This is a genomic window from Nocardia sp. SYP-A9097 (assembly GCF_009649815.1).
GTDB lineage: Bacteria > Actinomycetota > Actinomycetes > Mycobacteriales > Mycobacteriaceae > Nocardia.
The window spans coordinates 157,739-178,595 of sequence record NZ_WJIC01000014.1; the positions used below are offsets into that span (position 1 = coordinate 157,739).

Below are 20,857 nucleotides of genomic sequence, written 5' to 3' on the forward strand. Positions count from 1 at the left end.
GGGGTTCGCGGGCACCGACCGGTCGGGCTACCATCGACACCCATGGCGTCGGATCCCGGGGGTGGGCCGGAGCAGGGTGGCCCGCACGCCGAGTTGATCGAAGAGTGGGTAGCCGCGCTCGGCAGCGGAGCCCGCGATCACGTCGTGCCCATGAGCCGCGATGAGGCCATAGCTCTGCTCGCGTGGCTGGCGCGGCGGATCGATACCGCCGCGCGCACCGGCGAATCGGCCGAAATGGTGGCCGAACTCGGTGCGGAACTGGCGCGGGCGCACTTCGTCGGGGATGAGGTGCTGGGCCGCAGTATCTCGGTACTCGATGCGCACTTCGCGCGGGCGGACGCGATTCCGGCGGCGCGTGCCGCGGAGTTGCTGGGGGCCTTCACAACCGGGTATGTGCGCGCCTTCCGACAATGGCTGCTGGCCGAGCAGGAGAGTGTGCGGGCCGCCGAGATGACTGCCCGATTACATATGCGAGAGCAGTTGCGGGCCAGCGAGGCGCGGTTCCGGGCGGTCTTCGCACAGGCCGGAATCGGGACCGGATTGTCCGATATGACCGGGCGCATAATCGAAGTGAACGCCGCCTTCGCCCATATGCTCGGCTACTCCCCCGCCGAGATGTGTGCCCTCGAGGTCACCGATCTCGACCATCCGGACGATGATCCGGGCATGTGGCCGCTGTACGCCTCGGTGCTGCGCGGGGATGTCGAGAACGTACAGCTGGAGAAGGCTTATCCGCATCGCGACGGGCGCACGGTATGGACCAATATCAATGTCTCGCTCATTCGCGATGATCGCGGCGACCCGCGCTACACCTTGATCCTGGTGGAGGACATCTCCGAACGGCGCGCGCTGCGCGAACGACTGCACTACCGCGCCCACCACGATCAACTGACCGGGCTGGCCAATCGCACCCGCTTCTTCGACGCGCTCACCGCCGCCTTCACTGATCCGGACAGCCGAATCGGTCTCTGCTACGTCGACCTCGACCATTTCAAGGTCGTCAACGACACCTTCGGCCACGCCGTCGGCGATGAACTCCTGGTGCAGGCCGCCGCCCGGCTCAACTCCTGCGCCGACGGCTTCGGCCAACTCGTGGCCCGCATAGGCGGTGACGAATTCGTGGTCCTGGTCCCGAATTCCACCGCCGACGTGGACGATATCGCCCGCTGCGTCCGCCGCGCCTTCACCCATCCGTTCGAGGTGCACGGGCATCGCCTCACCGTGACAGCCAGCGTCGGCATCGCCGAGGAGTACGCGGCGCACACCACCGCGGACGACCTGCTGCAGGCGGCCGACTATTCGATGTACTGGGCCAAGGCCGCGGGCGAGCGCCGCCGAACCGACACTGCCGCAGGCTGAGTCAGAGCGCGTGGATGTCGGCCAGGACTTCGAAGGCCACGTCCGCGGCGTCGGAGAGGGTGTGGATCTCCAGCGCGGTGACATCGTGCAGGGCCGGATCCTCCAGGGCCAGGCCGTTTCCGAAGATGACCACATTCGCGCCGAGGTCGGCCAGAACCAGCAGCGGCTTGGTGGCTACGCCCTTGCCTGCCAACAGGTCCAGGCCCTCGCCGATGAAGTAGAAGCGCCAGAGTGGGCCGAGGTCGGAGTTGTAGACCTGTTTCGTGCGGTCGACGATGACATCGCCCGCGCCCGCGATGGCGGCCACGATCTTGAAGTAGTCGGGAGCATTGTCGGGCCGGGTGCCGATCGCGGTGATCGAGTAGGCGAGGTCGACCGCCAGGTGCGCGTTGTAACCCGTCATGGCCACCCGCGCGCCGGAGAGCTCGCACCGCGCCACCTGCGCGAAGTAACGCACCCAATGCCATTCGACCGCACCGCCGGTGAATTCGGCATGCAGATTATTCAGATAGCGGCTCAGTAGCTCGAGGCTGATCGTGTGCGCGTATTCGCGGTCCTGGAAGGCGGTCGGATCCTCCTGCAGCGGCATGACGGCGACCTCCTCGACCCCGTCCAGGCCGATGCCGAAGAGCCCCCGGCGGTCCCGGTGCGCGACCAGGATCTCGGTGATCCGGTGGTTGCGTTGCACGGCGGTTTCCAACCGCTGCAAGGTATCCCCGGTTAAGTCCGAAGTGTCCGATAGATTGCCGATTGTCGTAATTTCATCCGCGGAGAGTGGTGTCCCGCAGAATGCCGAGGCCACCTCTGTTGCCCCGGCCGCCGGCATTCCGGAAAACGCCACCACGGCAGCGGTTGTCGCGAATAGAAGCCCGATTCGGGCGGATTTCCACACGCCGAGAAAGTGTACGGACCGGTCTCACTTCGCACCTACTACGCGCCCGCGCGCCAAGCCCCCTTTGCACGAGAACGGCCCGCGCGCAATGCACGCGGGCCGTTCTTCGCAGAGCGCGGACTACTCCGCTTGATCCGGGAACGCCTGCTGGCGGTAACCACCGCGCAGCGTGCCCTCCACATATGCGGTCTTACAGGCCCGGCGCGCGATCTTGCCGCTCGACGTGCGCGGAATGGAGCCCGCGGGCACCAGCAGCAGATCGCGGACCGTCACGCCGTGGCGCTTGGCAATCGCCGTGCGCACCGATTCGGCGATCGGCTCCGGATCGAGTTTCGCTGCGCCCGTACCGCGTTCGGCCACTATCACCAATTGTTCGGCGTTGTTACCCGGGTCCGGGGTGAGCACCGCACCATTGCGCGTGGCCGCCTCGACCGGCATCTGATTCGCCGAAACCGAGAAGGCCGCAACGAATCCCGGACGAAGTGCGGTGCTGGACTCCTGTGCGGAATACTCCAAATCCTGCGGATAGTGATTACGCCCGTCCACGATCACCAAATCCTTGACGCGGCCGGTGATGTAGAGCTCGCCGTCGAGGTACGCGCCGAAGTCGCCGGTGCGCATCCAATCCGCGTCATCCGCCGTGCCCTCGGCGTGACTACCTTGCGACAGACGAGTTTTCAGCCGATTGCGGAAAGTGGCGTCGGACTCCTCGGGACGACCCCAGTAGCCGATTCCCATATTCTTGCCGTGCAGCCAGATCTCGCCGACCGCACCCTCCGGCTTCTCCGTACCTGTCTCCGGATCGACGATGACCGCCCACTGCGAGAGCGCCACATAACCGCAGGACACTTGAGAGACAGCGTTTTCCGAGTCCGGGCTGACCTCGGTCATCCGCCCGGCATTGAGATCGGTGCGGTCCACGTAAACCACCCGAGCCTCATCCTCGCGCCGGGTCGCCGAGACGAACAGGGTCGCCTCCGCCATGCCGTAGCAGGGTTTGATCGCGGTCTTGGGCAGGCCGTACGGCTCGAACGCGTCGTTGAACTTCTTCATCGACGTCACCGACACCGGCTCACTACCGTTGATCAGGCCGATCACATTGGACAGATCCAATTCCTCGCCCGGCTTGGGCAGACCGCGCACCGCCGCGTGCTCGAAGGCGAAATTCGGTGCGGCGGCGAAGATCTCGGCACCGTCCTCCTGTGCCGCGAGCTCCTTGATCCAGCGGTACGGCCGCCGCACGAAGGCACTCGGCGACATGATGGTGATGAACTTGCCGCCGATCGTGGGCAGGATGACCGTCAACAGGCCCATATCGTGGAACAGCGGCAGCCAGGTGACCCCACGCGCCTTCTCGGTGATACCGATGGTGGTGATCACCTGCAGCAGGTTGGTGCCGACCGCCCGGTGGGTGATCTCCACGCCCGCCGGAGTGCGGGTGGAGCCCGAGGTGTACTGCAGGTAGGCGACGCTGTCGATATTGATATCCGGGCGCACCCAGGCCGTGCCCACACTGTCCGGAATCGCCTCCACCGCAATGATTCGCGGCCGCTTCGGCGCGGGCAGATCCCGGAAGATCTCGCGCACACCGGGAGCGGAGGCACCGACGGTCAGAATGGCCGCAGGCGCACAGTCGTCGAGCACCGCGTGTAGGCGGTCGGAGTGGCCCTGCTCGTCCGGATCGAACAGTGGCACAGCGATACAGCCGGCATAGACCGCCGCGTACATGGCGACGATGTAGTCGAGTCCCTGCGGTGCGAGGATGGCGACCCGATCCTTGGGCTGCGTCACCTGCTGCAGTCGGGCCGCCACCGCGCGCAACCGGACACCGAATTCGTTCCAGGTCAACTCGAAGTACTCGCCGTCACGTTCGCGGGAGTAGTCGACATAGCGGTAGGCGAGCTCATCCCCTTGCGCCGCAGAGTGCTTGTCGACCAAGTCGATCATTGTCTGGTTGTCGGGCATCTTGATATTGCCGCGTTCGTCCAGATAGTCATCAAAGGTCTCGCCGATCATTCCCTATCCTTCTTCAACTCACAGAAATGACTGCCAGTGACACCGAACAAGAATCGACACGAAGCCCGGGAAGTAGCTGGGGGCTGGGGAAGATTAGCAGGTGCCGTACTTCCTCGTCACTCAGTACCGGCCGAAGGCCAGGGCTACGTTGTGACCGCCGAAACCGAACGAGTTGTTCAGTGCGTAGTCGTAGTTGCCGCTGCGCGCCGAGCCGCACACCACGTCAAGGTCGATTTCGGGGTCCAGATTGTCCAAATTCAAGGTGGGCGGGATGATTCCGTCACGCACACTGAGCACGGTCAGGACCGATTCCAGCGCACCGACGGCACCGATGGAATGCCCCAAAGCGGACTTCGGCGCATAGACAGCCGCATGGTTGCCAACCGCCTGGTAGATGGCATTCGCCTCCGCCGTATCACCGATCGGAGTGGCGGTGGCGTGCGCATTGATATGGGAGACATCGGATTTGGAGATTCCGGCGTGTTCCATGGCGCGCGCCATGGCACGGGCCGCGCCGGTGCCCTCGGGATCCGGTGCGACAAGGTGGAATCCGTCGGATGTGATGCCCGCGCCCATGATTCGCGCGTGGATCCTCGCGCCGCGCGCCACCGCGTGCTCCTCGGTCTCGATGACCATGAGCGCGCCCGCCTCACCGAAGACGAAACCGTCGCGATCACGGTCGAAGGGGCGCGAGGCCGCCTTGGGATCGTGATTGCGAGTGCTCATGGCGCGCATCATGGAGAAGCCCGCGATGGGCAGGGCCTGGATGGAACCCTCCACACCGCCGGTGATCATCATGTCGGCATCGCCCATGACGATTCTCTGCCAGGCGTTGGCAATCGCCTCGGAACCGGACGAACAAGCCGAAACAGGCGTTGACACACCTGCCCTCGCGCCCAACTCCACACTCACCACCGCCGCCGGGCCATTCGGCATGATGGTCTGCACGGTCAGCGGCGAGACCTTGCGATAGCCGCCGCTGGACATCTTGTCGCGAGCGATGATGAGCATCTCCGCACCGCCCAGACCGGTGCCGATGGAGACGCCGAGGCGATCGCCGTCCACCTTCGGATCGCCCGCATTGCGCCAGACCTCACGGCCCAGCACGAGAGCCATCTGCTCGACGTAGGAGGTGCACCGGCATTCGTCGCGTGAGAGCACGGAGGTCGGGGTCACCTTGAGGTGGCCGCCGATGCGGACCGGGAGACCGAAGTCGTCGAGGAAACTGTCCTCGAGAACATCGATTCCGCTCTCGCCGTTCAGTAGTCCCTTCCAGGTCGAATCGACATCCCCCGCAATCGAGGTGGTAGCCGCCAGGGCGGTGACCACTACATTCGGAAACTTCCTTCGTTTGGGCGTCTGCATGATCGTTCACTCTCCATAGCAATGCTCCGGCGAACCAGTTTCGATCCGCGTGGGCTGGCAAGGACTGGTATGCAACTAGCGAACGCCCCGGCCGTTGAACACATCGGCGGGGGATGAAGCCAATCTCCGGCGAACTGAGCTAGATTATCCGAGGCGAAGCCGACCAGTCTTGTTGACCGACACGCGGATATCCCCGGAACTCTTCCCGGTGGCCCCGTCCCCGCGGCGGCGGTGATCGCCGGATCTTCAGCGCTTGACTCTGCATCATTCCGCAGCGTATAGCCATTTCGAGGGAGGCACACGACCGTGGCCAGGAATCTCACGCAGCTCGAGTTGCTGATCGAGCTGGAGCCGATTGCCGAGGCGAATGTGAATAGGCATCTATCCATGGCCAAGGACTGGCATCCGCACGACTATGTGCCGTGGGATGCCGGTCGCAACTTCGCAGCTATGGGTGGGGCCGATTGGGATCCGGAACAGTCCCAACTCAGCGAGGTCGCCAAGGCGGCCATGATCACCAATCTGCTCACAGAGGACAATCTGCCCAGCTATCACCGGGAGATCTCCGAGAACTTCTCCCAGGACGGCCCCTGGGGCACCTGGGTTGGGCGCTGGACCGCGGAGGAGAACCGACACGGCATCCTGCTGCGGGACTACCTGGTGGTGACGCGTGGCGTCGATCCGGTGGCACTGGAGCAGGCGCGAATGATCCACATGACCAACGGGTACAACCCGACCCAACTCGCACGCAAGCGCATGGGCACCAATGCGATTCCCGCGTCTGCCGGATTCATGGTTTCTGTCGCTTATGTGACCTTTCAGGAATTGGCGACCCGCGTTTCGCATCGCAATACCGGCAAAGTGTGCAATGACCCCATCGCGGACAAGATGCTGCAGCGGATCGCGGCAGACGAGAATCTGCACATGATCTTCTACCGGAATCTGTGCGCGGCGGCCCTGGACCTCTCGCCCGATCAGGCCATGGAGGCGATCACGTACATGATCCGCGAGTTCCAGATGCCGGGAGCCGGAATGCCCAACTTCCGCCGCAATGGCGTGCTCATGGCCAAACACGGCATCTACGACCTCCGCCAGCACCTGGAGGAAGTGCTCATGCCGGTGCTCAAGAAGTGGAATATCTTCGAGCGCACCGACTTCGGCACATATGGCGACCGACTCCGCAATGAGCTGGGCGATTTCCTGGACAAGCTCCGCGTGGACGTCGTGAAGTTCGAAGAGCAGCGGGACCGTTCACTGGCCCGCGAGGCCGAGCGCACGGAGAAGAAGGCGCTGCTGATCGGGTAGCGACCCACGGTTCGGCGCTGCACTGGATTACGTTCCGGTGCAGCGCTTTCGGCGCTACGGGGCTCAGAACAACGTCATCGGATCGGTGGGGATCGGATCGGGCAGCGGGTCCAATTCGGGTACCTGCGTGCGGACTTCGGCGTGGAAGCGGCGCGACAGGGTGCGGGACGAGGCGTTGTCGGGGGTGTGAATGAAGATCGTCGGTGAGCGGCCTTCTCGGAGCCAGGCGACAGTCTGTTCCACCCAGGGTTGCCAGCCCGCGACGGTGGCGTCCGCATCGTCTCGGCCGTGATAGCGAACTATGGGGAATTCGGTCAGAGCCTTGGTGCGGCGGGGAACTCGCGGCTTCTTGGATTGCGCTTCGCGTTCGGCGGCGGAGATGGGGCCGGCGGCGAAGAGGGTGGTGGTGTCGAAGGGGATCCACTCCGCGCCCGCGGCCTCCAGGATGGATTCCAATTGGGCTATGGCTCTGGGGTTTTCGAAGAATGCCGGATGGCGCACCTCGACCGCTGTCCGGTAATGCGGTGGCAGACCTTCCAGGAGATCGGACAGGGCCGCCAGGTCGGTGAAGGAGCCGGGGAGTTGGATCCAGAGGGCGTGCAGGCGGCGACCGAGAGGTTCGACGGCATCCAGGAAGGTGTTCATCTCATTGTCGATGCCGGCGAGACGGCGTTCATGGGTGACGGTGCGGGGCAGCTTGATTACGAAGCGGAAATCGGGATCGGTTTGGCGGGACCAGGATTCGACGGTGCGGCGCTGCGGGGTGGCGTAGAAGGTGGTGTTGCCCTCGACGGCATTGCACCAGGAGGCGTAGGTGCGCAGCCGCTCCGTCGGAGGAAGTGGGCGTTCCTGCCATTCCGGGTGTGTCCACATCGCGCATCCCACGTACAACCGCATATCTGCCACGTTAGGTCAAGGGCTTCCCGGGGCGCAGCCAACCGAAAGTAAGCTGTACGGCTCGCTGCCAGTTGTCATACTCCGCCGCGCGCAGGGCCGGGTCCATGCGCGGGACCCACTGCGCCGCGACCCGCCAGTTGTGCCGCAGCCCTTCGAGATCCGGCCAGTAACCGACCGCCAGACCCGCCGCATAGGCCGCGCCGAGCGATACCGTCTCCGACACGATCGGGCGCATGACCGGTATGTCGAGCACATCGGCGACGATCTGCATGAGCAGGTTGTCCGAGGTCATGCCGCCGGCCACGCGCAGCGAATCGGCGCGCAGTCCGGCATCGGCGTTCATGGCTTCGACGACATCACGGGTCTGCCAGGCCGTGGCCTCCAGCACCGCTCGGGCTATGTGCCCCTTGGTGATATACGACGTGAGCCCGATGAGCAGACCGCGTGCGTCACTGCGCCAATGCGGGGAGTACAGGCCGGAGAACGCGGGCACCAGATAGCAACCGCCATTGTCTTCGACTGTGCCCGCGAGGGTTTCGATCTCCGGGGCACTGGCGATGAGGCCGATATTGTCGCGCAGCCACTGGACCAGAGCGCCTGTCACCGCGATCGGGCCCTCGAGCGCGTACACCGGGTCCGGGCCGATCTGATAGCCGATGGTGGTGAGCAGGCCGTGCTGGGATCGCACCAGTTCGCGGCCGGTGTTCATGAGCAGGAATCCGCCTGTGCCGTAGGTGCATTCGGTCTCACCGGGCGCGAAACAGGTTTGGCCGAACAGGGCCGCGTGCTGGTCGCCGAGGGCAGCGGCAATTCGTACCCCCGGAAGCACGCGCCGAGCCACCCCGAAATCACCGGTGGAGGGTTCGATACGCGGCAGCATGGCCTTCGGGATATCGAAGAAGCGCAGCAGCTCGTCATCCCAGGCCAGGGTGGACAGGTTCATCAGCAGGGTGCGCCCGGCATTGGTCACATCGGTGACGTGCACGCCGTGATCCGCACCGCCGGTGAGATTCCAGATCAGCCAGGTCTCCATGGTGCCGAACAACACCTCACCGCGTTCGGCGCGCGCCCGCAGGCCCGGCACGGTATCGAGCATCCAGCGCAGCCTCGGCGCGGCGAAGTAGGTTTCCAGGGGCAGCCCGCAGAGTTCCCGAATCCGTTCCGCCCCAGGGGCTTCCCGCAATCGCGCGACCAGCTCCTCGGAGCGCACGTCCTGCCATACGATCGCGCGCCCGATCGGTGTGCCGGTACCGCGATCCCACACCACGGTGGTCTCGCGCTGATTCGCGATCCCGACGGCCGCCACCTGCTCGACGGTAATCCCCGAATCGCGCAGTGCCGCAGGCACAATCCGCTCCACCGTGCGCCAGATCTCCAATGCGTCCTGCTCTACCCACCCGGGCCGCGGATAGTGCTGCCGATGCTCCCGCTGCGCCACCCCCGCCAGCCGCGCCCGCTGATCGAACAGCATGCAGCGAGTCGAGGTAGTGCCCTGATCGATCGCCAGAACATAACGCTGCGTCATCCGCGACCCCACCCTCCGTCATCCCGGGGTGGGGTCATTGTGCACCGCCGAGGTCGCGCGAGACGGCTTGGGCCGCATCGCGCACTTGGCCGATGAGTGCCGGGCGGAAGTGGAGTTGGCCGTCGCAGAGGTGGTCGACGGGGCCGGTAATGCCGAGCGCGCCGACGACCAGGCCGCCGCGAGAGCGGATGGGGGCGGCGATACCGGCTTCGGTGGAGCGGTACTCCCCTATCTCGCCCGCCCAGCCGGTGCGGCGTACTTCGGTCAGGGCGCGGCCCAGTGCCGGGCGGTCGACGATGGTGCGGTGGGTGAGGGCGGGTAGGTCGCCGTCTTTCACCGTTGCCGCCAGCTCGGAGTCGTAGGCCAGCAACACTTTTCCGAGGGCGGTCGCGTAGGGCGGGAGGACTTCGCCGACCTCCAGGGCCTGGGAGGTGTTGTCGGGGCGGAAGACGTGGTGCACGACTTTCACCGCACCGTCCACTCGGGTGGCAATCCGCACCGATTCGCCGCTGCGGGCCGCCAGTGCGTCGGCGCGGTTGATGGCACGGGACCGCAACTCATTGGCATCCAGGTAGCCCGCGCCCAATTCGCCCAGCGCGGAGCCGAGTTGATATTTGCCGGTGGCCGGGTCCTGCTCCACGAAGCCGACGCCCTGCAGGGTTTTCAGAATTCCGTGCGCGGTCGGTTTGGCCAGGCCCAATGCCGCGGCGATCTCCCCGACGCCCATGCGCCCGGAGCCGCGGGCGAGCAGGCGCAGCATGGCCGCTGCGCGCTCGATCGACTGAATCGGGCCGGGCATATCCGTAACCTACCAGCGAACCGTTCGGCATTGTCGAACGTCCGACCTGTCGGTGCGACCCGCCACTTCGTAGCGTGGTCGTCGGGCCCGGGGGCGACCGCGCTCACCAGGACAGACGGACTCAATGATGAGCATCCGGAAAGGACCTCGATGACGCAGTACGTCGGAGCCATCGATCAGGGCACGACCTCCACGCGATTCATGGTGTTCGATCATGGCGGCAATGTCGTTGCCCGCCATCAACTCGAGCATGAGCAGATCATGCCGCAGGCCGGCTGGGTGGAGCACAATCCGGACGAGATCTGGGAGCGCACCCGCACCGTCATCAAGAGCGCCCTCGCGGGAGCCGGCCTCACCGCGAGCGATCTCACCGCCGTCGGCGTCACCAATCAGCGCGAAACCACCATCGTGTGGAATCGCCGCACCGGACGTCCGTACTACAACGCCATCGTCTGGCAGGACACCCGCACCGACCGCATCATCGCCGAATTGGAGAAGGCCGGGCACGGCGAATTCATTCGGCGCAAGGCCGGACTGCCGCCCACACCGTACTTCTCCGGCGGCAAGCTGAAGTGGATTCTGGACAATGTTCCGGGCGTACGGGAAGACGCCGAACAGGGCAACGCACTCTTCGGCACCCCCGACTCCTGGCTGATCTGGAATCTCACCGGCGGGGTACGCGGCGGCGTGCACAGCACCGATCCGACCAATGCCTCACGCACCATGCTGATGGACCTGGAAACCCTGGACTGGGATCCGGAACTGTTGCGGATCTTCGGGATTCCGCGCGCCATGCTGCCGGCCATCGCGCCGTCATCGAATCCGGCGGGGTTCGGCAGCACCAATCCGGACGGACCGTTCAAGGGCGCGGTCACCATCGCCGGTGTGCTCGGCGATCAGCAGGCCGCCACCGTCGGACAGGTGTGTTTCCGGCCCGGTGAGGCCAAAAACACTTACGGCACAGGGAATTTCCTGATGCTGAATACCGGTACCGATATTGTGCACTCCCAGCACGGACTGTTGACCACCGTCGCTTACCAGTTCGGCGACGAGAAGCCGGTGTACGCGCTCGAAGGGTCGATCGCGGTCACCGGATCGGCCGTACAGTGGCTGCGGGATCAGCTCGGCATCATCTCCGGTGCGTCCCAGATGGAAACGCTCGCAGGGCAAGTCACCGATACCGGCGGCGTGTACTTCGTACCCGCGTTCTCCGGATTGTTCGCGCCGTACTGGCGGCCGGATGCGCGCGGGGCGATCGTGGGACTGTCCCGCTACAGCAATAACGCCCACTTGGCCAGGGCCACACTGGAATCCATCTGCTACCAGACCCGCGATGTGGTCGAGGCCATGCAGCGCGATTCCGGGGTGCAGCTCGAAACCCTGCGCGTGGACGGTGGAGTCACCGCCAATGAACTGGCCATGCAGATTCAGGCCGACTTCCTGGGTGTGCCGGTATCGCGGCCGATGGTGGCCGAGACCACCGCGCTCGGGGCCGCGTACGCCGCGGGCCTGGCCGTCGGATTCTGGAACAACACAGATGAACTCGTCGCCAACTGGCACGAGGACAAACGCTGGCAGCCGACCTGGAGCCAGGAGCAGCGCGAGCGCGGGTATGCCCGCTGGCTCAAAGCTGTGTCGCGAACCCTGGACTGGGTCGATATCGATGACGACTGACAACAAGGAGAATTTCGTGTCCGCACAACTGGATCCCGCCTACCGCACCCGGGCCATCGATGCGCTCGGCGACACCGAGATCGACGTCCTCGTCATCGGTGGCGGCGTGACCGGCGCGGGCGCTGCCCTCGACGCCGCCTCGCGTGGACTGTCCGTCACCTTGGTGGAGGCGCGCGACTTCGCCGCGGGCACCTCGAGCCGGTCGTCCAAGCTCATTCACGGCGGGCTGCGATACCTCGAACAGCTCGACTTCGCTTTGGTGCGTGAGGCTTTGAAGGAACGCGGGCTGCTGCTGAACAAGCTGGCACCGCATCTGGTGCACCCGGTGCCGTTCCTGTTCCCGCTGCAGCATCGAGTGTGGGAACGCGCCTACATCGGTGCGGGCGTGGCGCTGTACGACACGCTCGGTGGAGCGCGCGCGGTACCCATGCACCGGCACCTGACCCGCAGTGGCGCACTGGAATTGGCGCCCGCGCTCAAGGATGACGCCATGACCGGGGCCATCAAGTATTACGACGCGCAGGTCGATGACGCCCGGCACACCATGATGCTGGCGCGCACCGCCGCGCGGCACGGCGCGACCGTGCTCACCCGAACCAAGGTCACAGGACTGCTGCGCGATGGCGAGCAGGTCGTGGGCGCGCAGGTCACAGATCTGGAAACCGGTCTGGCACATACGATTCGGGCGCGCACGGTGATCAGCGCGACCGGGGTGTGGACCGACGACATGATCAAGATGACCGGGGTCGAATTCCCGTTCCATGTGCGCATGTCCAAGGGCGTGCACATCATGGTGCCGCGCGAGCGACTGAATATGAGCACCGGGCTGATCATGCGCACCGAGAAGTCCGTGCTGTTCGTGATTCCGTGGGCGGAGCACTGGATCGTCGGTACCACCGACACCGACTGGTCACTGGACAAGAACCATCCGACCGCCAGCGCCGCGGACGTGCAGTACATCCTCGATCACGTCAATTCGCTACTGCGCGAACCGCTTACGCGCGCAGATATCGTCGGCACCTATGCGGGACTGCGCCCACTCATGACCGGCGCGTCCAAGGAGACCTCGAAGCTCTCGCGTGAGCACGCGGTCGCCGAACCCGCGCCCGGGCTCTTCGTCATCGCCGGCGGTAAGTACACCACCTACCGCGTGATGGCCGCCGATGTCGTCGACGCCGCCGCCGCGCGCCTGGGCAGTGACGCACCCGCCTCGGTCACCGCGGACCTGCCGCTGCTCGGTGCGGTCGGATACCAGGACATGCTCGACGACGCCCCCGATATCGCCGCCCGCACCGCCCTGTCCCTGGAAACCGTGCAACACCTGCTCGGCCGCTACGGCTCCCTCACCGAGGCCATCCTCGACCTCATTGCCGCGGAACCCGCACTGCGCGAACCGATTTCGGGCGCACAGGACTACATCGCCGCCGAGGCCGTCTACGCCGCCACCCACGAAGGCGCCCTGCACCTCGACGACGTCCTGACCCGCCGCACCCGCATCTCCATCGAAGTCCCCGACCGCGGCCTGCAAGCAGCCCCCGAAATCGCCCGCCTCATCGCCCCCCACCTCGGCTGGGACGCCACCCGCACCAACGCCGAAATCAACCGGTACTACGACCGCGTCCACGCCGAACTCGCCGCCAACCAAGCCGACGACGACGAAGCCGCCAACACCGCCCGCCTCCTCGCCGTCAGCTGAGACAACAACTCGAACGTGCACTCGCACAACACAACTCAGAGGGCCTGCCTGCCGGGTCGAAAGTCAGAGATCGTCCAGGGCGGGCAGGCCGGCACCGGACTGCAACTCGCGGTCACCTTGGACGATGCTGCGATGAATGCGGGACAGGTTGTGCTCCACCACATGAGCAACGAACTGGTCGTTGACCGGGACGATGACACCGACCAGCTCACGTCGGTCCGTGACCGCCAGCATCTGCCGGTTGCGTGCGGCTTCACGTATCACCGGCGCGGACAGTTCGCCTATTCGAATGGTGCGGTGTCCCGGCCCACCCGGGCCGGTATCGTCCTCACCTTTGTCGTGGCCGGGCATGAACGTATCGACGACCTCTTGTAGCGCCTCGAGTGGGTTCCGGCGGGCGCGGGTCGCATCACTTTCCGGGGATTCCTCACCCAGCGTGTCCAGCCCGGGAAGCGTGGTGAGATTCGCCAGGTTCTTCTCGCCCTGACCTAGGCTCTGCTCGGTTCTGGACCGGTTCATGACCAGCATCTGGGTCAGCCAGCCTTGCGTAATGGGACAGAAAACGCCCGCCAACACTCTGTTATCGGTGATCGCTGCGAGCGATCCGGTGGCAGACGGTGTGGAAACGACACCGCCGCTACACCGACGACGGCACCTGGGACAGGGTGTCGACCGCGTTGCTCGCGTTGGCGGACACCACCGGCGATCTGGACTGGGTGGTCTCGATCGATTCGACGGTCGTGCGGGCGCACCAGCACGCCGCCGGCGCGGCCGCGGACTCGGTGAGCGGGCTATGTACCGGCCGATCACGCCCTCGGGCGTTCTCGTGGCGGGTTGACAACCAAAGTTCATCTCGCCGCCGACGGGGCAGGTCACGGCCTGGCCGTGCTGCTCACACCCGGACAAACCAACGATTCACCGCTACTGCCGCCGTTGCTCGACGCGGTCGTGGTGCCCTGCCTCGAGGGCGGCCCGCCACGACGTAATCCGGAGGTGGTGATCGCCGATCGAGCCTATTGCGCGGCATCGAATCGAACCCTGTTGCGGCGCAAACGGATCCGGGCAGTGATCCCGGAACGGCGTGATCAGGTCGCCAACCGCAAACGCAAGGGACGCGCGGGCGGGCGGGCACCGAACTTCGACCCACAGACCTACAAGCGCCGCAACGTCATCGAACGCGCCTTCAACAAGGTCAAACACTGGCGCGCGGTCGCCACCCGCTACGACAAGCTCGCGATCACCTACCGCGCCGGATTCGTCCTGACCCTCATCGTCGGATGGCTCAAATTATTGGGAGACAAAACCTATGGCAGGAGACGCTGTTCTTTGGCCACGGCTACCGCGGCGGCGCGGGTATCCACCGCGAGTTTGTCGTAGATACGGCCGAGGTGGGTTTTGACGGTGGCCTCGCTGATGTGGAGGGCTCGGGCTATTTCGCGGTTGCCCAGGCCCCGGGAGAGTTGGGCGAGAATGTCCACTTCGCGGGCGGTCAGGGTGGGGCGTGGGTTGCGCAGGTGGGCCATTACCCGGTGGGCCACGGGTGGGGAGAGGGCTGTTTTGCCTTGGGCGGCAGCTTTGATCGCCGAGAAGAGGTCTTCGGCACTTTCGGCTTTCAATAGGTAGCCGGTGGCTCCGGCGGCGATGGCACGGGCGATGTCGGCGTCGGTGTCGTAGGTGGTCAGAACCAGGACCCGTGGTGCGGGGGAAGGCAATTCGGTGATTTGGCGGGTGGCTTCCGCGCCGTCCATATCGGCGCCGAGTTGCAGGTCCATGAGGACTACATCCGGGCGTAGGCGTTCCGCGAGTGTGACCGCTTCTCGACCGGTGCCGACTTCGGCGATCACCTCGATGCCCGGGGCGCTGGAGAGTAGGGCGAGCAGGCCCGCGCGGACTACCGCGTGGTCGTCGCAGATCAGGAGGCGCACAGGGGAATCCGTCACTACTGCGCCAAGGGGATCGAGGCGGAGAGGACGGTGCCCTCCCCCGGCGCGGATTCGATTGCCAGTACACCGGCGAACTGTCGGAGGCGGGCGCGCATCGCGGGTAGACCGTGGCCGCGTTCCGGGCCGGAGGTGAGGCGCCGCGGGTCGAAACCACAACCGTCGTCGGCGATATCGAGTGCTACCTGATCACCGAGATAGGTGAGGGTGATCGTCGCGGAAGTCGCGTCGGCATGCTCGCGCACATTCGCCAACGCGCCCTGGGCGATTCGCAGCAGGGTGGATTCCACGCGGGCCGGCAGGTCGGTCGGTGCACCATCGAACTGGAAGCAAACGGTCAGAGCGCCGTCGCTCTCGCGCGCGGCCAGCGTGCGCAAAGCCGCACTGAGCGAACCGTTTTCGGCCAGTTCGGCCGGAGCGAGATCGTGTACGAAGCGCCTCGCTTCGGCCAGATTCCGGTCGGCGATCCCGGCCGCGGTATGCACGTGCTCGCGCGCTCGCCCCGGATCCTCGGCCCACACCAATTCCGCCGCCTGCAACAGCATGCGCTGACTCGAAAGCCCCTGCGCCAGCGTGTCATGAATCTCCATGGACAACCGTTGCCGCTCGGCCAGCATGCCCTCGCGCCGCTCGGTGCTCGCCAGATCCCGACGAGTACACATCAGGTCATCGATGAGCGCGGCCTGCCGATCGGTCTGCCGCTGCATGAACACGAAAACGGCGGTGGCGACCACCGCGACGGCAGGCGGTGCGAGCAGCACATTCGGGTCCAGCCACCCGACCAGCCGCACCTGCGTGACCACCACCAACCCGGTCAGCAGCGCCGCCAGGATCAAGGCCACCCGCAGCGGCAGAATCCGCAGAGCGAGATAGAGCAGCGGCACCGCACACCAGGCGAAGCTCGGCCCGAGCACTACGAGCACAGCCCATACCGCGACCACCGCCGCCAACCAGACTGTGCGCCAAGGACGTCCGCCGCTGCGCGCCGCCCGATCCGACAGCACGTCGAGGGCGTAGAGCGCGGCCAGCAGGATCGAAAGGGCGATCACCCACGGCGTACGCGGAGTGTCGTAGTGGCGGATGAGGAAGCGGGCCAGTGAAGCGGCGAGCAGCGCGTAGAAGGCCGCGTCCATGACCAGGCCGAGGCGGCGGGATTCGGCGTGCTCTGCGCCCCCACCGAAACCATGCGGGTCGGCGCGGCCAACGTCCAGATCGGCGCGACCCGAGTCCGCGCTGTCCGTGGCGGGGCCGACGCCGCGCGAATCGGCAGTGCCGGAGGGCGCCGAGAGTCGGCGCGAGTCGCCGTCGGTTGGGTTGGGTTGCGGCACTTCCCACCTCCTCTGGTCGGATCAGCGAACCGGGCGGTCTGGGCAAACAGTGTCATTGTGCCTGGTGTGCGGGGGTTCGGGGGTCAACCGATCGGCTGATGCCGGGGTCGGCCGGGTGGGGCGTGGAAGGTATCCGGCACGTCGATGGCGGGCGGGCGGCGGGGTCGCAGGATTGATGGGGAACGGGCCGGTCGGCCCGAACCAATCGAGAACGTGAGGAAATGGCATGAGCGGCAAGGGCGTATCTGCTCGGAATCGGATTCTGGCCGGCGGGGTCGCGGCGGTGGCGGTGACCGCCGGAGTGGTCGGGGTGGTCGCGTCGAATGCCGACAGCACCGAGCCGGGAACCAAGGCACCCGTGGTGGCCGATGCGGGCGAGGCGAATCTGCAGCAGAGCACGCATCTCACCGTGGCCGCGGCCACCAGGGCCGCACAGGCCGCGCTGGATGCGGCGAAGCAGGAGAATCAGCGGGTCAGTGTGGCCGTGGTGGATCGGGATGGGAACACCATCGTGGTGCTGCGCGGGGATGGCGCGGGACCGCAATCGTTCGAATCGGCTCGGGAGAAGGCGTTTACGGCGGTGTCGTGGAATGCGCCGACCTCGAAACTGGTGGAGCGCTTGGCCTCCGCTCCGCAGCTCGCGGATATTCCGGGAACGCTGTTCCTGGCCGGCGGTGCACCGGTCGATGCCAAGGGCGCGCCGATCGCCGGGATCGGTGTGGCGGGCGCGCCGAGTGGCGATCTGGATGAGAAGTTCGCGCAGGCCGGTGCTGCCGCACTGGGTCACTGAACGCGTGTGCGCAGCTCTACCTCTGAGACCTCAGCCGCCGATGGTGAACAGTTCTCCCGGGGTGGCTCCGAGGTCGACGAAATGCTGCTGCGGAACCTCCACGAAGATCGCGTATCCGGTGGCGATGACGGTTTCGCCGTCGGTCAGCACCGAATCGATGAAGAGTTTGCGGCCCTTGCGTGCACTGAGCTGGGATGTGACGACCAATTCTCGCCCCAGCCGGGCAGGTGAGCGGAAGTTCACATCGAGCTTCACGGTGACCGCGGGCTGCCGCAACGGCATCAGGATGGAACCGGAGGCTTCATCGAGGGCGGCGGCGACAATGCCGCCGTGCGCCACGCCGGGCGCACCCTGATGCCGCTCATCCATCGTGAAAGTTCCTCGCACAGTGTCACCCCGGCGTTCGAACACAATGCGCGGTGAGGCCGGATTCGACGGGCCGCAGCCGAAACACCCGTGGTGATGCGCCGGGAGCGGCCCTTCGGCGAAGAGCTCCCCGAGCGGCAGCGGCACCGTTTCACGATCGTGTTCCATCTCCCGAAGTTAACTCACGTTCACTGACAAAGCGAGAAACGGGAGAGTCCGGGCAAAAGCGCCGCACCGGGAGTGGACCCGGCGCGGCGCTGTCCGTGGGCGGCTAGTGCTTCGACTTGGCGGCACCGGCCTTGCCGTGACTGTTCTTGGTGTGCGCGCCACCGTCCGGGATATTGATGGTGGCGTCGGCGGATCTCTTGCCGGAAGCCTTGCGGTGCAATGCCTCCACCAGTAGACCGTTCTCGTCGGCATCGATGCGAACCGTATCGCCCGGGCCGAGCGCACCGCCCAGAATCTTCTCGGCGAGAGCGTTGTCCAGCCGCTTCTGCACGGTCCGGCGCAGCGGACGCGCACCGAACTCGGGCTGATAGCCGGTGTCCGCCAGCCAATCCATGGCCTTGTCCGAGACATCCAGGGCGATGTCCTGTGCGCGCAGCCGGCGGCGGGTGCCGTCCAGCACCAGATCCACGATATTGCGCAGCTGATCGCGGTCGAGGCGATGGAAGACGATCTGCTCGTCCAGCCGGTTGAGGAATTCGGGCCGGAAGTGTTTGCGCAGCCGATCCTCCAGCTGCGGTGTAATCGATTGCAGGTCATCATCTTTCGCGGACAGGATGATATCCGAGCCGATATTGCTGGTCAGGATGACGATGGTGTTCTTGAAATCGACTGTGCGGCCCTTGGAGTCGGTGACCCGGCCGTCGTCCAGGAGTTGCAGCAGCACATTGAACACGTCCGGGTGCGCCTTCTCCACCTCGTCGAACAGGATCACCGAATACGGTTGGCGGCGAACCTTATCGGTGAGCTGGGCGGCATCGTCGTAGCCGACGTATCCGGGTGGCGCACCGACCAGCCTGGAAACCGTGTGCTTCTCCTGGAATTCGCTCATATCGAAGCGGATCAGCCGGTCCTCATCGCCGAATACAGCCTGCGCCAAGGCTTTCGCGAGCTCGGTCTTACCTACACCGGTGGGGCCCAGGAACAGGAACGAGCCGATCGGCCGATTCGGATCCTTCAGTCCGGCGCGCGCCCGGCGCACCGCCTCGGCCACCGCGACAATCGCCTCGTCCTGACCGACGACCCGTTTATGCAGCGCCTCTTCGAGTTTCAGCAGTTTCTGGCGCTCCTCGACGGTGAGATCGGTGACCGGAATACCGGTCTGCCGTGACACCACCTCGGCGATATCGGTGACGGTCACCTGCGGTACCTCGGGTGAGGTGGCGCTGCCGGAACCCCGCTCCGCCTCGGCGATTTCGGCCTTGAACCGGTTCGCCCTCTCATAGTCCTCGCCCGCGACGGCGGCATCCTTCTCGCGGCGCAGACCGGCGAGCCGCTCCTGACTCTCGCGGGCCTTCGGATCGAGTGTGCGGGTGCGTAATCGAACCCGCGCGCCCGCCTGATCCACCAGATCGATGGCCTTGTCCGGCATGAACCGGTCGGTGAGATAGCGATCCGAGAGTTCGGCCGCCGCGATCAGCGCCTCGTCCTCGTAGTGCACCTGATGGTGCTCCTCGTACACATCGACCAGCCCGCGCAGGATCTCGATGGTGTCCACCACGGACGGCTCGGCGACCATGACCGGCTGGAACCGCCGCTCCAGCGCGGCATCCTTCTCGATGTATTTGCGGTACTCGTCGATGGTGGTCGCACCGATGCAGTGCAGTTCGCCGCGGGCCAGTGCGGGCTTGAGCAGATTGCCCGCGTCCATGGCGCCCTCGCCGCCGGCACCGGCGCCGACAATGGTGTGCAGTTCATCGATGAAGATCACCAATTCCTCCGAGTGCGAACGCACTTCGTCGAGAATCTTGGTGAGCCGCTCCTCGAATTCGCCGCGATACTTGCTGCCCGCCACCAGCGCACCCACATCCAAGGCGATGACGCGGCGCTCGGCGAGGGTCTCGGGCACATCGCCGTTCACGATGCGCTGGGCCAGGCCCTCCACGATGGCGGTCTTGCCCACGCCCGGATCACCGATGAGCACCGGATTGTTCTTGCGCCGCCGGGACAGGATCTCCACGGTCTGCTCGATCTCCTGCGCGCGGCCGACCACCGGATCGACCTTGCCGGCGCGCGCCTCCGCGGTGAGATCGCGGCCGTACTCGTCGAGGGTCGGGGTATCGCTGGGCCCCTTGGGCACATTCGCGGTGGGGAGTTTGCCGCCGCCCGCGAGGGCCTGGGCGGCCGGGCTGTCCGCGGTGGCGGCGATACCCAGCAGGATGTGTTCGGGGCCGATATAGCTGCTGCCCGCCTCCGCGGCGCTGCGCTGGGCATTGTGCAGGGCGGCTTTCGCGGCCGGGCTCAAAGCGAGCCCGTGCGCACCGCCGTGCGCGCCGATGCCGCTGCCCGCGGCGGTGCGCATCTGCTCGCGCAATTGCTTCGGGTCCCTGCCGATTTCGGTGATGATGCTCCGGGCCGGCTCGGTATCGGCCGCGGCGTAGAGCAGGTGTTCGGGGGTGATTTCGGCGCTGCCCCATTTGTGTGCGGCGGCGCGGGCCCCGTCCACGACGGCTTTGGCGCTGTCGCTCAGTAATCGGGTCAGATCGATGCGCTGCACCGGCGGCTGCGCCGCCATACCGGAGCCGAAGAAGCGCTGGAAAATATCGTCGATGGAGTCGAAGGAGTCCCTGGAACTTGGCCAACCCTGCGTCATGGTCACCTCGTGGCATCGGGGGACAAATCGGGCGAACTCGTCTCCACACTAGCGACCGGCGCCGAAACGGCAAGGGGCCGTAATGCG

Annotated in this window: 16 protein-coding genes and 1 pseudogene; 6 read left to right on the forward strand and 11 right to left on the reverse strand. The window is 65.8% G+C overall.

The genetic code is table 11. The features are described from left to right. Positions 1-42: 42 nt before the first annotated feature. Positions 43-1,359 (forward strand): GGDEF domain-containing protein, encoded by a 1,317-nt coding sequence (locus GFY24_RS26015; RefSeq protein ID WP_153807720.1) that lies wholly within the window; start codon positions 43-45, stop codon positions 1,357-1,359. Position 1,360: 1 nt separating this feature from the next. On the opposite strand, the gene GFY24_RS26020 is transcribed toward GFY24_RS26015, so the two are convergent. The 3 genes from GFY24_RS26020 to GFY24_RS26030 form a co-directional block, all read right to left on the reverse strand. Continuing rightward, positions 1,361-2,047 (reverse strand): DUF5995 family protein, encoded by a 687-nt coding sequence (locus GFY24_RS26020; protein WP_309231335.1) that lies wholly within the window; start codon positions 2,045-2,047, stop codon positions 1,361-1,363. 324 nt (positions 2,048-2,371) lie between these two features. Continuing rightward, a complete protein-coding gene (fadD32, locus tag GFY24_RS26025; protein ID WP_309231345.1) occupies positions 2,372-4,264 on the reverse strand; it encodes a long-chain-fatty-acid--AMP ligase FadD32 in 1,893 nt (630 codons plus the stop codon). 123 nt (positions 4,265-4,387) lie between these two features. Beyond that, positions 4,388-5,632: a KasA/KasB family beta-ketoacyl-ACP synthase gene (locus GFY24_RS26030; protein WP_153807722.1), complete on the reverse strand. Its 1,245-nt coding sequence runs from the start codon at positions 5,630-5,632 to the stop codon at positions 4,388-4,390. Between the two features lie 306 nt (positions 5,633-5,938). On the opposite strand from GFY24_RS26030, the gene GFY24_RS26035 reads away from it, so the two are divergent. Further along, entirely contained in the window at positions 5,939-6,937 is a 999-nt protein-coding gene (locus GFY24_RS26035; protein WP_309231336.1) for an acyl-ACP desaturase, read from the forward strand. A 63-nt stretch (positions 6,938-7,000) separates the two neighbouring features. Here the strand turns inward: GFY24_RS26035 and GFY24_RS26040 are convergent, their stop codons facing one another. From GFY24_RS26040 to GFY24_RS26050, 3 genes are read right to left on the reverse strand one after another with little or no spacing between them, the layout of a single operon-like run. Then, entirely contained in the window at positions 7,001-7,834 is an 834-nt protein-coding gene (locus GFY24_RS26040; protein ID WP_153807723.1) for a DUF72 domain-containing protein, read from the reverse strand. Between the two features lie 10 nt (positions 7,835-7,844). Then, entirely contained in the window at positions 7,845-9,359 is a 1,515-nt protein-coding gene (glpK, locus tag GFY24_RS26045; protein ID WP_153807724.1) for a glycerol kinase GlpK, read from the reverse strand. A 34-nt stretch (positions 9,360-9,393) separates the two neighbouring features. Continuing rightward, on the reverse strand, positions 9,394-10,158 hold the full coding sequence (locus tag GFY24_RS26050) for an IclR family transcriptional regulator (protein ID WP_153807725.1): 765 nt from the start codon (positions 10,156-10,158) through the stop codon (positions 9,394-9,396). 150 nt (positions 10,159-10,308) lie between these two features. Between GFY24_RS26050 and glpK (GFY24_RS26055) the strand changes: the two genes are divergently transcribed. Both glpK (GFY24_RS26055) and glpD read left to right on the forward strand, forming a co-directional pair. After that, the gene (glpK, locus tag GFY24_RS26055) at positions 10,309-11,832 is read left to right on the forward strand and encodes a glycerol kinase GlpK (RefSeq protein WP_153807726.1); all 1,524 of its coding nucleotides are present in this window, start codon (positions 10,309-10,311) and stop codon (positions 11,830-11,832) included. Further along, on the forward strand, positions 11,822-13,528 hold the full coding sequence (glpD, locus tag GFY24_RS26060; RefSeq protein ID WP_153807727.1) for a glycerol-3-phosphate dehydrogenase: 1,707 nt from the start codon (positions 11,822-11,824) through the stop codon (positions 13,526-13,528). The genes glpK (GFY24_RS26055) and glpD overlap by 11 nt, the downstream gene beginning before the upstream one ends. A 63-nt stretch (positions 13,529-13,591) precedes the next feature. Here glpD and GFY24_RS26065 read toward each other — a convergent pair whose 3' ends face one another. After that, positions 13,592-14,047, reverse strand: coding sequence for a hypothetical protein (locus GFY24_RS26065; RefSeq protein WP_153807728.1), 456 nt, complete (start codon positions 14,045-14,047; stop codon positions 13,592-13,594). 297 nt (positions 14,048-14,344) lie between these two features. On the opposite strand from GFY24_RS26065, the pseudogene GFY24_RS26070 reads away from it, so the two are divergent. Beyond that, positions 14,345-14,905: pseudogene (locus GFY24_RS26070) on the forward strand (IS5 family transposase); the annotation flags it as partial. Here GFY24_RS26070 and GFY24_RS26075 read toward each other — a convergent pair. Both GFY24_RS26075 and GFY24_RS26080 read right to left on the reverse strand, forming a co-directional pair. Further along, on the reverse strand, positions 14,833-15,468 hold the full coding sequence (locus GFY24_RS26075; RefSeq protein ID WP_309231338.1) for a response regulator transcription factor: 636 nt from the start codon (positions 15,466-15,468) through the stop codon (positions 14,833-14,835). The pseudogene GFY24_RS26070 and the gene GFY24_RS26075 overlap by 73 nt on opposite strands. Then, the gene (locus GFY24_RS26080) at positions 15,468-16,796 is read right to left on the reverse strand and encodes a sensor histidine kinase (protein WP_309231339.1); all 1,329 of its coding nucleotides are present in this window, start codon (positions 16,794-16,796) and stop codon (positions 15,468-15,470) included. The genes GFY24_RS26075 and GFY24_RS26080 overlap by 1 nt, the downstream gene beginning before the upstream one ends. Positions 16,797-17,022: 226 nt before the next feature. Between GFY24_RS26080 and GFY24_RS26085 the strand changes: the two genes are divergently transcribed. Then, positions 17,023-17,586 (forward strand): heme-binding protein, encoded by a 564-nt coding sequence (locus GFY24_RS26085; RefSeq protein WP_153807730.1) that lies wholly within the window; start codon positions 17,023-17,025, stop codon positions 17,584-17,586. A 30-nt stretch (positions 17,587-17,616) separates the two neighbouring features. Here the strand turns inward: GFY24_RS26085 and GFY24_RS26090 are convergent, their stop codons facing one another. Then, on the reverse strand, positions 17,617-18,120 hold the full coding sequence (locus GFY24_RS26090; RefSeq protein WP_153807731.1) for a PaaI family thioesterase: 504 nt from the start codon (positions 18,118-18,120) through the stop codon (positions 17,617-17,619). 103 nt (positions 18,121-18,223) lie between these two features. Continuing rightward, the gene (locus GFY24_RS26095) at positions 18,224-20,770 is read right to left on the reverse strand and encodes an ATP-dependent Clp protease ATP-binding subunit (protein ID WP_153807732.1); all 2,547 of its coding nucleotides are present in this window, start codon (positions 20,768-20,770) and stop codon (positions 18,224-18,226) included. Positions 20,771-20,857 lie beyond the last annotated feature (87 nt).